Annotated in this window: 6 protein-coding genes and 1 tRNA gene; 6 read left to right on the top strand and 1 reads right to left on the bottom strand. The window is 74.8% G+C overall.

The features are described 5' to 3' along the window. Nucleotides 1-135 precede the first annotated feature (135 nt). The 6 genes from tmk (at nucleotide 136) to ACYVMZ_RS16270 (ending at nucleotide 11,538) form a co-directional block, all read left to right on the top strand. Nucleotides 136-3,438 (top strand): dTMP kinase, encoded by a 3,303-nt coding sequence (gene tmk / locus ACYVMZ_RS16295; RefSeq protein WP_461080103.1) that lies wholly within the window; start codon nucleotides 136-138, stop codon nucleotides 3,436-3,438. 325 nt (nucleotides 3,439-3,763) lie between these two features. Continuing rightward, complete coding sequence (locus tag ACYVMZ_RS16290; protein ID WP_461080101.1) at nucleotides 3,764-4,972, top strand: DNA polymerase III subunit delta'; 1,209 nt, start codon at nucleotides 3,764-3,766, stop codon at nucleotides 4,970-4,972. A 107-nt stretch (nucleotides 4,973-5,079) separates the two neighbouring features. Next, nucleotides 5,080-6,672 carry an alpha/beta hydrolase gene (locus ACYVMZ_RS16285; RefSeq protein WP_461080099.1) on the top strand — a complete coding sequence of 531 codons (1,593 nt, stop codon included), beginning with the start codon at nucleotides 5,080-5,082 and terminating at the stop codon, nucleotides 6,670-6,672. A gap of 108 nt (nucleotides 6,673-6,780) precedes the next feature. Further along, nucleotides 6,781-6,857 (top strand) — tRNA-Thr (locus ACYVMZ_RS16280). Between the two features lie 207 nt (nucleotides 6,858-7,064). Further along, nucleotides 7,065-7,958, top strand: coding sequence for a glycosyltransferase family 2 protein (locus ACYVMZ_RS16275; RefSeq protein WP_461080097.1), 894 nt, complete (start codon nucleotides 7,065-7,067; stop codon nucleotides 7,956-7,958). Between the two features lie 427 nt (nucleotides 7,959-8,385). Then, nucleotides 8,386-11,538, top strand: a complete 3,153-nt coding sequence (locus ACYVMZ_RS16270; RefSeq protein WP_461080095.1) for an AfsR/SARP family transcriptional regulator — start codon at nucleotides 8,386-8,388, stop codon at nucleotides 11,536-11,538. Here the strand turns inward: ACYVMZ_RS16270 and ACYVMZ_RS16265 are convergent, their stop codons facing one another. Further along, complete coding sequence (locus tag ACYVMZ_RS16265; RefSeq protein ID WP_461080093.1) at nucleotides 11,539-13,230, bottom strand: bifunctional 3'-5' exonuclease/DNA polymerase; 1,692 nt, start codon at nucleotides 13,228-13,230, stop codon at nucleotides 11,539-11,541. Between the last annotated feature and the right edge of the window lie 53 nt (nucleotides 13,231-13,283).

Raw genomic sequence — 13,283 nt, 5'->3', positions numbered from 1 at the left:
GTCCCGAGCGGGCCATGGCCCGGATCTTCACGGCGGGTTCGTTGTGCGAACGCCCCGGCATCGGTTCGGTGTCGGGGCGTGCGCACGCCCGGGCGCGCCCTCCAGCGTGTCGGCGGGTGCCGATAGGCTGAACGCATGACGCGAGCCGAGCAGCCAACGGCCCCTCACCCCGCCCCTGACGACGCCCTGGTCGCGGACTCCCGCGAGCGCGCCGTCCGTGCTCTGCTGCGCCGGCCGCAGCTGAAGCGGTTGTGGAGCGCCCAGCTGGTGGGCGGTGTGGGCGACATCCTCGCCCTCCTGGTGCTGGTCGTCCTCGCCCTCCAGGCGGCCGTCGCCGCGGGTTCGTTCGGCGGGGGCTACCGGGGTGTGGCGTTCGCAGTGGCGACCGTTTTCGGCGTCCGCATCCTCGCGACGCTCCTCTTCGGTGCCGTCCTCCTCGGCCCGCTGACCTCGCTGACCTCCCAGGACGGTCCGCTGGACCGCCGCTGGACCATGGTCGGCGCGGACGGGCTGCGGGCGGCGCTGCTGATCATCGCGCCGCTGTGGATCGACTGGACGCCCGACGACGCACTGGCCGTCCTCCTGGTCACCGCCTTCGTGACCGGGGTCGCCGAGCGGTTCTGGACGGTGTGCCGCGAGAGCGCGGCCCCCGCGCTGCTGCCCGCCCCGCCGCCGGAGGGCGCCTCGATCCGGCCGCTGCCGGACCACATGGACGCGCTGCGGCGCCTGTCGCTGCGGACGAGCTTCGTGGCGATCCCGCTCGCGGCCGTCGCGCTCGTCGTCGCGGGCCTGTTCAACAATCTGCTGGGCGCCGGCATCGACTGGTTCGGCCAGCACCAGGCGGCCCTCGCCTCGTACGTCGCGGCCGGGCTGTTCGCCGCGTCCCTGTCCGTGCTGACCTTCCTGGAGCTGCCCGCCACGCGCACCCCCCGCGCGCGGTCGCCGCTCGAGGGGCTGCGCCGTCCCAAGACCGGCACGGGCGCCGAGAGGGGCCGCACCGGCGCGCTGCCGCTGCTGGTGCTCGCCTGCGCGTCCGTCGCCGCGGCGGTTTCGGCCGCCGTCGCCGTGGCGGTGCTGCACGCCAAGGACCTGGGCGGCGGCCCGGTGCTGTTCGGGCTGCTGGTGGGCGCGCTGACCGGCGGTGTCGTCGTCGGCATCCGTACGGCCCCTGCCGTGCTGCCCGCCCTGTCGCGGCGGCGGCTCCTCGCGCTGGCGATCGCCTTCACCGGCGTCGCGCTGCTGGCCGCCGGGCTGGTGCCGGACGTCACCAGCGTGCTGGTGATCGTCGCGCTGGCCGGCGTCGGCGCGGGCATGGCCGCCAACATCGGGCACACGCTGCTCGATCAGGAGACCGAGGACTTCCGGCGGGCGCGTACGACGGAGCATCTGCACGCGGTGGTGCGGGTCTTCGTCGCGCTCGGCGCGGTGATCGCCCCCCTGGTGGCGGCGGGCATCGGGCCGCACCGGCTGGAGAACGGCAAGTTCGTCTTCGCGCACGGCGGCGCGGCCTTCACGCTGATGCTGGTCGGCGCGCTGCTGCTGCCGGTGGCCGCGCTGGTGCTGGCCAAGGCCGACGACCGCTCCGGGGTGCCGCTGCGGCAGGACCTGCGCGACGCGCTGCTCGGCGGCGACGACCCCGAGCAGGCGCCCGCCGCGACCGGCTTCTTCATCGCCCTGGAGGGCGGCGACGGCGCCGGCAAGTCCACGCAGGCCGAGGCGCTCGCCGAGTGGATCCGCTCCAAGGGCCACGAGGTCGTGCTGACCCGTGAGCCGGGGGCGACGCCGGTGGGGAAGCGGCTGCGGTCGATCCTGCTGGACGTGTCGAGTGCCGGTCTGTCCCACCGGGCGGAGGCGCTGCTGTACGCGGCGGACCGCGCGGAGCACGTGGATACGGTCGTACGGCCCGCCCTGGAACGCGGCGCGGTCGTGATCTCCGACCGGTACATCGACTCCTCGGTGGCCTACCAGGGCGCGGGCCGCGACCTGTCGCCGGTCGAGATCGCCCGGATCAGCCGCTGGGCCACCAACGGGCTCGTTCCGCACCTGACCGTGCTGCTGGACGTCGCGCCGGAGACCGCGCGCGAGCGGTTCACCGAGGCGCCGGACCGGCTGGAGTCGGAGCCCGCCGAGTTCCACGCGCGCGTGCGGGCCGGGTTCCTGACGCTGGCGGCGGCCGACCCCGGGCGGTACCTGGTCGTCGACGCCGGGCAGGAGCCCGAGGCGGTGACCACGGTGATCCGGCACCGGCTGGACCAGGTGCTGCCGCTGTCCGAGGCCGAGATCAAGGCCCGCGAGGAGGCCCGGAAGAAGGCCGAGGAGGAGGCCCGCCGCAAGGCCGAGGAAGAGGCCCGGAGGAAGGCCGAGGAGGAGCGTCTGGAGCGCGAGCGACAGGAGCAGCTCGCCCGGCTGCGTGCCGAGGAGGAGGAACGCAAGCGGCGCGAGCTGGAGGAGGCGCAGCGGCGCGAGGCCGAACGGCAGGCGGAGGAGGCCCGGCGGCGCGCCGAGGAAGCGCGCCGGAAGGCCGAGGAGGAGCGCGCGCGGCTCCTCGCCGAGGAGCAGGCACGGGCCGAGGAGGAAGCCCGGCGCAAGGCCGATGAGGAGCGGCGCCGCAAGCAGGCCGAGGAGGAGGCGCGCATCCGTGCCGAGGCCGAGGCGCGGCGCCTGGAGAAGCAGCGCAAGGCCGAGGAGGCGCTGCTGCGGGCCGAGGAGGCACGCCGCCTCGCGGAAGCGGCGGCGGCCGCGGCGGAGGCGGGACCGAAGCGGCCCGCCGCGGGTCCGGCGGCTGGCGCCGCGCCGGACGCGGCGACCGTGCCGACGCCGGTGGTGACGCCGACGAACGCGTCCGGCGGGCCGGTGGACGAGACGGCCGTGTTGCCGCAGGTGCGGGGGGAGGAGACCGACGCCGCCGATCGTTTCACCGATCGTTCCGCCGGCCTGTCCTCCGGTCAGTCCTCCGCGCAGGCCCCCGGCGGATCGGAGTCTTCCAGGCCGTCCGGTGGGTCCGACGCCGAGGTGACGGCCGAGCTGCCGAAGCCGCCGGTTCCTCCGGGCGCGGCGGACGAAACGGCGGTGCTGCCTCCGGTGGTGCCGGGGGCCGGGGACGAGACGGCGGTGTTGCCTCCGGTGCGGCCGGGGGACGGGGACGCCGAGGAGACGGCTGTGCTTCCGCCCGTGCCCGGGGAGGGCCCCGTGGACCGTGTGCCGCCGGGGTTCTTCCGGGACGAGCGTCCCGGCGCCGGGCCCGACGGCACCGAGGACCGTACGCGTGAGCTGCCCCAGGTCGACGCGGAGGGCGCCCCTCGGCGGCGCCAGCGGTCCGACTGGGCCGAGGAGACGCCGCTGGACGATCTGCCGACGTTGGCGGACGAGCTGCTGGGGCCGCATGAGGAGGAGCACGACGAGGACGGGGGCGGTCGGGGCCGCGGGCGGCGGCGCTGAGGGCTGGTGGCCGGCGGCGCCGAGGTCGGTCAGCGGGCCGGCGTGGGCCGCGGCTGAACGGGGTGGGTTGCGCAGCCCGGCGCTGCGGGGTGCGGCCGCGCCCACCCTCCCCCAAGCTCTCGGCTTCGCTCGAGCAGGGGGGACCTCCATCGCCCCAGGCGGCAGACTGCCCGCAGCCGGCGGACCGCGCGCTGCGAGCACCGGGCCCGTGCCCCTGTCGGCCCCGGCCGCGTCCTCCTGTCAGCACCGGCCCGTGCCCGGTTGTCAGTGCCGGCCTCCACAATGGATCCCGCAAGCTGGACGTGACGAAAGGGCGGCGTGACCCATGAGCGTGTGGGACGACCTCGTCGGGCAGGAGAAGGTGAGCGAGCAGCTCGCCGCCGCTGCCCGGGATGCCGATGCCCTCGTCACCGCGGTCGCGGCCGACGCCCCCGTGCCCGAGGCGTCGAAGATGACGCACGCCTGGCTGTTCACGGGGCCGCCCGGAGCCGGGCACATCCATGCGGCGCGGGCCTTCGCCGCCGCGCTCCAGTGCGTCAGCCCCGACCGCGCGCTCGGCGGAGCCCCCGGCTGCGGCTTCTGCGACGGATGTCACACCGCCCTGATCGGCACGCACGCCGACGTCACCACCGTCGCCGCCGTCGGCACGCAGATCCTGGCCGACGACATGCGGGACACCGTCCGCAAGTCGTTCACGTCCCCGGCGAACGGCCGCTGGCAGGTCATCCTCGTCGAGGACGCCGAGCGGCTGAACGAGAAGTCGGCCAACGCCGTCCTGAAGGCGGTGGAGGAGCCCGCCCCGCGCACGGTGTGGCTGCTGTGCGCGCCCTCCGTCGAGGACGTCCTGCCGACCATCCGCTCCCGCTGCCGCCACCTGAACCTGCGCACGCCGTCCGTCGACGCCGTGGCCGACATGCTCGTACGGCGCGAGGGCATCGAGCCGGACGTCGCCGCCGCGGCCGCCCGGGCCACGCAGGGCCACGTCGACCGGTCCCGTCGCCTGGCCACCGACCCGGCCGCCCGTGAGCGGCGCGCCGCCGTGCTGAAGCTGCCGCTGCGGGTCGAGGAGATCGGCAGCGCGCTCAAGGCCGCGCAGGAACTCGTCGACGCGGCCGCCGAGGACGCCAAGCAGCTCGCCGAGGACACCGACGCCAAGGAGACCGAGGAGCTGAAGACGGCCCTCGGCGCGGCCCCGGGCGGCGGCCGGATGCCCCGCGGCACCGCGGGCGTGATGAAGGACCTGGAGGACAAGCAGAAGCGCCGCAGGACACGGACCCAGCGCGACAGCCTCGACCTCGCCCTGACCGACCTCACCGCCTTCTACCGCGACGTCCTCGCCCTCCAGCTCGGCTCCCGCGTGGCCATCGCCAACGCGGACGCCGAGGACGCCCTGGAGCGCCTCGCCCGCAGCAGCACCCCGGAGTCCACCCTCCGCCGCATAGAGGCCATCGCCGCCTGCCGCGAGGCCCTCGACCGCAACGTGGCCCCGCTGCTGGCCGTGGAGGCGATGACCATGGCCCTCAGAGCGGGCTGAGGAGAGCCGGCGGCCAGGCATCCGCGCGCTGACGTACGGGGTCACTCGTACGAGTCACAGCGTGCACGAAGAGCGCCGATATCGTCGCTCAGAGTTACGATCACTGGATGTACACAAGGCGCCCCCTCCGCAGAACCCGCACCGCAGCCGTCTTCCTCGCCGCCGCCGCGCTGCTCGTCTCCGCCTGCTCCTCCGGGAGTACGACGAGTACGGCCAGCTCGGAGGCGGAGGCGGAGGCGGAGGCGGCGGCGCCGGCCGCGCTGCCGCGGTCCACACCGGCCGCGCTCGCGCCGTACTACGGGCAGAAGCTGAAGTGGCGCAGCTGCGGCACCCAGGGCTACCAGTGCGCCACGCTGAAGGCACCGCTCGACTACGCCGAGCCGTCCGCCGGCGACGTCCGCCTCGCCGTCGCCCGCAAGAAGGCCACGGGCCCGGGGAAGCGGCTCGGCTCGCTGCTGGTGAACCCCGGCGGCCCGGGCGGCTCCGCGGTCGGCTACCTCCAGTCGTACGCGGGAATCGGCTACCCCGCCGAGGTGCGCGCCCGCTACGACATGGTGGCCGTCGACCCGCGGGGCGTGGCCCGCAGCGAGCCCGTCGAGTGCCTGGGCGGGCGCGAGATGGACGCGTACACGCAGACGGACTTCACCCCCGACGACCGGAAGGAGACCGACGGGCTGGTCGACGCGTACCGGACGTTCGCCGAGGGCTGCGGCGCGGACGCGCCGAAGCTGCTGCGCCACGTGTCCACCGTCGAGGCGGCCCGGGACATGGACATCCTGCGGGCGGTGCTCGGGGACGAGAGGCTGACCTATGTGGGTGCCTCGTACGGCACGTTCCTGGGGGCGACGTACGCGGGGCTCTTCCCGGGCCGGGTGGGCCGGCTGGTGCTGGACGGCGCGATGGACCCGTCGCTGCCCGCCCGGCGGCTGAACCTGGAGCAGACGGCGGGCTTCGACACGGCGTTCCAGTCCTTCGCGAAGCACTGCGTACGGCAGTCCGACTGCCCCCTGGGCGGCCCGGGCACCAAGCCCGCGCAGGTCGGCCGGAACCTGAAGGCATTCTTCGACAGGCTGGACGCCCGCCCCATCCCCACCGGCGACGCCGACGGCCGCAGGCTCACCGAGTCGCTCGCCACCATGGGTGTGATCGCGGCGATGTACGACGAGAGCGCCTGGCAGCAGCTGCGCGAGGCGCTGGCCTCGGCGATGAAGGAGGACGACGGCGCGGGCCTGCTCGTCCTCTCCGACAGCTACTACGAGCGTGACGCGGACGGCCGCTACTCGAACCTGATGTTCGCCAACGCGGCGGTGAACTGCCTGGACCTGCCGGCCGCCTTCTCCGGCCCCGACGAGGTCCGCAGGGCGCTGCCCGCCTTCGAGAAGGCGTCCCCCGTGTTCGGCGAGGGCCTCGCGTGGGCCTCGCTGGGCTGCGCGTACTGGCCGGTGCAGCCCACCGGCGAGCCGCACCGCATCAAGGCCGAGGGCGCGGCCCCGATCGTCGTGGTCGGCACCACCCGCGACCCGGCGACGCCGTACCGCTGGGCGCAGTCCCTGGCCCGGCAGCTCTCCTCGGCCCGCCTCCTCACCTACGACGGCGACGGCCACACCGCCTACGGCCGAGGCAGCCGCTGCATCGACTCGACGATCAACGCCTACCTCCTCAAGGGCACCCCGCCGAGGAGCGGAAAGCGCTGCTCGTAGCCGCCTCGCCGCGTCCCGGGAGCCCCGCTTCCGGGGCGTGGTCGGAGCACCCCCGGAAACTGTGTAGACTTACCGGCGTTGCTGATCGCACCATGGTGCGGACGGCGCGCCGCCTTAGCTCAGATGGCCAGAGCAACGCACTCGTAATGCGTAGGTCTCGGGTTCGAATCCCGAAGGCGGCTCCACTGGAACCCCAGGTCAGATACCAGCTGACCTGGGGTTTTATCGTTCAGCGGACGCGGCGACGGCGGCGGGCGCGGGCCGTGCGGACGGTGGAGGGGCCGGTGGCCGAATGGCGTAATCGGACCGCCGACCGCCAGGCGTACTCAGGAAGTCCTTGTCGTGAACGGCTAGCATCGCGGGTCAGTCGCCGGCCGGGACGAGGTGAGGACATGGGGGCACCGAGGATCGCCATCGCCGTGGTGACCATGGGGAACCGGCCCGCCGAAGTCGACGCGCTGCTGGAGTCCGTGGCCAAGCAGGACGTCCCGCCCGAGCGGATCGTGATCGTCGGCAACGGCTGCCCGCTGCCCGGGTTCGCCGAGCGGCTCTCCCTGCCCGGTGAGGTCACCGCGGTCGAACTCGACGAGAACCTCGGCTGCCCCGGCGGGCGCAACGCGGCGATCGCGCGGCTGCGGGAGTTCGGTGACATCGACGTCGTCGTCGAGCTGGACGACGACGGTCTGCTCGTCGACCCGGATGTGCTGCGCCGCGTCCAGGACCTGTTCGCCGCCGACGACCGGCTCGGCATCGTCGGCTTCCGCATCGCCGACGAGCTGGGCGAGACGCACCGGCGGCACGTGCCGCGGATCGGTGCCTCCGATCCCCTGCGGGGCGGGTACGTCACCGGATTCCTCGGCGGCGGGCACGCCCTGCGGATGGCGATGCTCGACGAGACCGGCGACTGGCCCGCCGAGTTCTTCTTCGCCCACGAGGAGATCGACCTGGCCTGGCGGGCGGCCGACGCCGGCTGGCGGATCCTGTACGCGCCCGAACTGCTCCTCCAGCACCCGAGGACCTCGCCCGCCCGGCACGCCATCTACTACCGGGTCAACGCCCGCAACCGGGTCTGGCTGGTCCGCCGCCGGCTGCCCCTCCCGCTCGTCCCGGTCCACCTGGGCGTGTGGGTGCTGCTCACTCTCGTCCGGATCCGGTCGGCCGCGGGGCTGCGCGCATGGTTCGGCGGTTTCGTGGAAGGCGTGCGGGAGCCGGCGGGCGAGCGGCGGCCCATGCGCTGGCGGACGGTGTGGCGGCTCACCCGACTCGGACGGCCGCCCGTCATCTGACGCCGTGTGAGGTGGGCGGGGTCCCATCGACGCCGTGTGAAGTAAACAGGGCCCCGGTTGACGCGGCGGAAAGTGGACAGGGCCCCGGTCGTTCACCTCCGCCGACCGGGACCCTCTCGCGTCCGGACCCGGCCGCGGCGGCGACACTCCCCCGAGTTGCGCGTCCAACGCGCGCGCCCCCGGGCCGACTCCGATGTAGTGATCACATCAGGTTGCGCCAACACACCGCTAACATGTGGCCAACGGTTCTCCGTTTCGTCGTAGGCCGGTTGGCGTGAAGTCGCCGGAGCATGACGGCGACAGCCGGAACGGCAGCGGTGTCCGGCGGAGACCGTCGTGACGAAGGTGGCGGAAAACCGCCGTGCGGAGGGCGGAGTTCCGTCAGAAGCGGTTTTGGGGAGCGGCCGAGAGCCCGGGGGAGGGGTGCGTGCTGCGGTTCGGACTGCTGGGGCCGCCGGTGCTGTACGACGTCCGGGCCGGCTCGGGCGACCGACGGCGTGGCGCGTACGGCGACCGTGAGGTCCGCAGCGTCCGCAGCGTCAAGGTGTGCACCCTGCTGGCCGCGCTGCTGCTCGACGCCGGCCGGACCGTCTCCGTCGAGTCGCTCCAGCACGCGCTGTGGGGCGGTGCCCCGCCCGCCTCCGCGCGAGCCTCGCTGCACAACCACGTGACCCGGCTGCGCCGGCTGCTCGACGACCCCGGACGGCTGCGGACGATGCCCTCCGGGTATCTGCTGCGCGTCGCCGACGGCGAGCTGGACGTCCAGGTCTTCGACGCCCACGTCGCCGCGGCGCGCGCCGCGCACGCCGGGCGTGACTGGCCACGGGTGGTGCGTGAGTGCACCGCCGCGCTCGCGCTGTGGCGAGGCGCGCCGCTCGCCGGGCTGCCGCCCGAGGTGGGCGGGTACGCCTTCGGGCAGCGTCTGCGGGAGGCGCGGCTGCTGCTCCTGGAGTGGCGGTACGACGCCGAGCTGGCTCTCGGCGGCGGGCGACTCGGCGCACTCGTACCGGAGCTGGCGGCGCTGGCCGCCGAGCATCCCCTGCGCGAGGCCTACCACCGCCAGCTCATGCTCGCCCTGCACCGCACCGGCCGCCGGGCCGAGGCCCTGGCCGTCCACCACGACCTGCGCACCCGCCTCGTCGAGGACCTCGGGATCGAACCCGGCCCGGGGGTGCGGGAAGCCCATGTGGAGGTACTGCGGGGAGTCGCGGACGGGAGGCCGGAGGGTGGTGAGTCGGAGGGTGGTGAGCTTGTACACGGCGCTCCTGCGGGCGCGGCCGCCCCGCAGGACGGTGTCCTGCACGACGGGGCTCCGCCCACCCGTCCCGAAGCCCCGGGCGAGGCATCCCGCGCCGTCCGGCGCCCACCCCACCCCGCCCAACTACCCCCGCCACCGGCCCACTTCACCGGCCGCACCACTGACGCCGCCGCCCTGCACCGCACCCTCACCCCCGGGGCGGACGCCCCGAACCCCCCGCCCCTCGCGATCGCCGTCATCAGCGGCATGGCCGGCGTCGGCAAGAGCGCGCTGGCGCTGCATGTCGCGCACGGGTTGGCGGAACGTTTCCCTGACGGCCAGCTCTACATCAACCTGCATGGCGCCACCCCCGGCATGGCCCCCCTCACGTCCGGCCAGGCCCTCACGGCCCTGCTGCGCGACCTCGGCGTCGAGCCATGCCGTATCCCCGAACACCCGGACGCGGCAGGCGCGTTGCTGCGCTCGCTGCTCGCCCCCACGCGCACGCTCCTGGTCCTGGACGACGCCGCGAACGCCGCGCAGGTACGGCCGCTGCTGCCGGGCGGCTCCGGCTGCGCGGTGATCGTGACCAGCCGTTCGCCGCTCACCGCCCTCGACGGGGCGGCCCGCTTCCCGCTCGTCCCGCTCACCGACGAGGAGAGCGCCGCGCTGCTGCGCGCGGCCTCCGGACGCGGCGACCTCGACGGCCTCGCAGGCCTCGACGCCGCCCACCCCCTCGTCGAACTCACCGGCCGTCTCCCGCTCGCCCTGCGTGTCGTCGCCGCCCGGCTCGCCGCGCGCCGGGCGCTCACTCCGGATGTCCTGGCCGGTCAACTGGCCGCCACCGAAGGGCGGTTGCAGCACCTGGAGTACGACGACCTGAGCGTCCGCCGTTCCCTCGCCGTCGCCCACGACGCGCTCGCCGCCTCCGACCGTGCGGCCGACCGGGACGCGGCCCTCGTCCTGCGCCGCATCGGCGCGCTCGACCTGCCGACGTACGGCGCACCCCTGCTGGCCCGCCTCGCCGGCACCGATGTACGCCGCGCCGAGGCCGCGCTCGACCGCCTCGTCGACGTGGCCCTCCTGGAGGAGACCGCGTACGGCCGCTACGCCCCCCACGACCTGGTCCGCGACTTCGCCCGCGAACTGGCGGGGGCCGACGACCAGGCCACGGACACCGCCGAGACCGCCCTGCGCTGGTACGCCGCCGTCGCCGAGCACACCCTCACCGCGATCGTCGCACCCGGCCTCGACCAGGACGACCGCCGCCGCCCGACCGCCTGCCAGCCCCCCGACCACACGGCCCACGTGGCCACCGTCCCGCCCTTCGCAGGCTCCGAGGACGCCTTCGCCTGGGGCGACATGGAGCTGGACAATGTCGTGGCGCTGGTGCGGCGGTACGTTGGCGATCCCCTCCGAAACGGCGCGGCCGACGGCAGCGAGGCCTACGTCTCCACTCTCGTCCGCCTCCTCTTCCCCTACCTCCACCGCAGCGGTCGTGTCGCCGAGATGGAGGTGCTCGGGCGGGCCGCCCTCCGGGTGGCGCGGCGGCTCGGTGACGCCGCGGCGGAGGCGTACGCGCTGGGTGATCTGGCCGGGCTGCACTTCCTGACCGGTCGCCAGAGCGATGCCCTCGCCCTCAACGACCAGGCCCTGGCGATCTGGCGGCGGCTGGACCACCTCTCCTGGATCCGCCGCTGCCTGAACAACCGGGGCCTGCTGCTGGAAGGCCTCGGCCGGCACGCCGAGTCCGGGGACGCGTTGCGGCAGAGCCTGGCGTACTCGCGGCAGTTGAACGACCCCTACGGCGAGGCCGTAACCCACAGCCACCTCGGCAACCTGTACGAGCACACGGACCCGCGGGCCGCCATCGAGCAGCACCGGCGTTCGCTCGCCATCGGCGTCGAGATCGGCGCCGTCCTCGTGCAGCACTCCGCGCACTGCAACATCGGCTACGCCCACCTCCGCCTCGGCGAACCGGCCGCCGCCCTGCCGCACTTCGAGGAGAGCCTGCGCATCCTCGGCGGGCACGGCGACTGGCACGGCGAGTCCCAGACCCGGCTCGGCCTGGTCCGCGCCCTGCGCCTGCTGGGCCGCACCGAACGCGCCACGCGCGAGTGCGCGGAGCTGCTGCGCCGCGCCGACGCCCGCACCGACCGCTACACGGGCGGCCTCGCCCGCCACCAGCACGGGCTCCTGCTGCGGGAGAGAGGACGTGTGCGGGAGGCGTACGAGGAGTGGCGGCAGGCTCTCACGGCGCTGGACGGCACGGATGATCAGACGGTGGTGGCGGAACTGAGGGACCTGCTGACCGGCACGGACACCGGTCCGGGCATCCGGTGATCACTTGGCGTCGGCATAGCACTCCACCACCGCCGCGGTGAACGGAAACCGCACCGGCGTGTCCCCGAAGGTCAGCCGTCCGGCCACGTCCGCCGCCTCCCGGATCGCGGTCACCACCGCCTCGGCCTCCTCCTCGGGGCAGTGCACGATCACCTCGTCGTGCTGGAAGAAGACCAGTTCGGCCGCCATGTCCGCGCAGGTCCGCCGCAGTGCGGCGAGCAGCAGCAGGGCCCAGTCGGCGGCGCTGCCCTGGACGACGAAGTTGCGGGCGAAGCGGCCGCGGGCGCGGGCGTTGGTGGAGGCGTAGCCGGGGACCCACTGGCGGTCGTCGGGCTCGTCGTCCGCCGCCGTGACCGGGATGCCCGCCTCCTCCGTGGCGTCGTCCGTCGCACGGGCCGCGGGCGGGCAGGTGCGGCCCAGCCAGGTCCGTACGAGCCGTCCCTCCTCACCGGCCCGGGCCGCCTCGTCGACGTACGCCACCGCCCGGGGGAAGCGGCGTCTGAGCGCCGCGAGGTTCTTCAGGCCGTCGCCGGAGGTCTGGCCGTAGACCGCGCCGAGCACGGCGAGTTTGGCCTGGGCGCGGTCGCCGGAGAAGGCCCGGTCGGACACCGACTGGTACAGGTCGGTCTCCCGGCCCGCCACCTCCATCAGCCCGGGGTCGCGCGAGATCGCCGCCAGTACGCGCGGCTCCATCTGGTCGGCGTCGGCGACGACGAGCCGCCACCCGGGGTCGGCGACCACGGCCCGCCGGATCACCTTGGGGATCTGAAGCCCGCCCCCGCCGTTGGTCACCCAGCGCCCGGTGACGGTCCCGCCGGCGAGGAACTCGGGCCGGAACCGCCCGTCCCGCACCCAGTCCTGCAGCCAGGACCAGCCGTGGGCCACCCAGATCCGGTACAGCTTCTTGTACTCGATCAGCGGTTTCACCGCCGGATGGTCGACGGACTCGATCTCCCACCTGCGCGTGGACTTCACCTTGATCCCGGCCTTGGCGAAGGCCTTGATGACGTCGGCGGGCAGATCGGGCCGCACCCGGCGCCCGAACGCGGCCGACACCTCGTCGGCGAGCTCGGCCAGGCGGCGTGGCTCGCCGCCGCCCGCGTACCGCTCGCCGAGCAGGTCGTGCAGCACCGCGCGGTGCACGTCCGCGCGCCACGGCAGCCCGGCCGCGTTCATCTCGGCGGCCACCAGCATGCCCGCCGACTCGGCGGCCGTCAGCAGGCGCATGCGGTCCGGGTGTTCGGCGCGCTCGTGCCGCCGCTGCTGCTCGGCGTAGACCGCGAGGAGGTCCGCCAGCGGCAGACGGACGCCCTGCGGCTCGAAGAGCGGGGACTGGGACCCCGGCTCGGCGGACCGCTGCGGCGGATCGGGCGGTACTGGGCCGCCGCGCAGCCGGGCCAGGGCGGCCGCGGCCGAGCGGGGTTCCCCGTACCGGCCCTCGTGGCCGAGCAGGAGCGTCTCGGCGTCCTCGATGTCGTAGCACCGCTCCACCCGCACCCCCGTGGCGAGCAGACGCGGATAGACCTCGGCGGTGGACCGCCACACCCACCGCTTGACGTCCGGCCGGCTCCGCACGGCCTCGGCGAGATCCGCCTCCCGCCGCACCGGCCCGGCGGGCAGCCCGTCCGGACCGAGGGGGGCGACGTCCACGCCACCGTCCTCGGCCGGAGCGAGCGCCCACCGGTCGGTCATGCTGCGAGTGTGACAGGGGGGTCTGACAACGCCCCCCGCTCCGCCCCGGCCCG

The sequence above is a fragment of the Streptomyces deserti genome (genome assembly GCF_054782695.1).
This window is presented reverse-complemented; position numbering and strand designations above follow the sequence as displayed.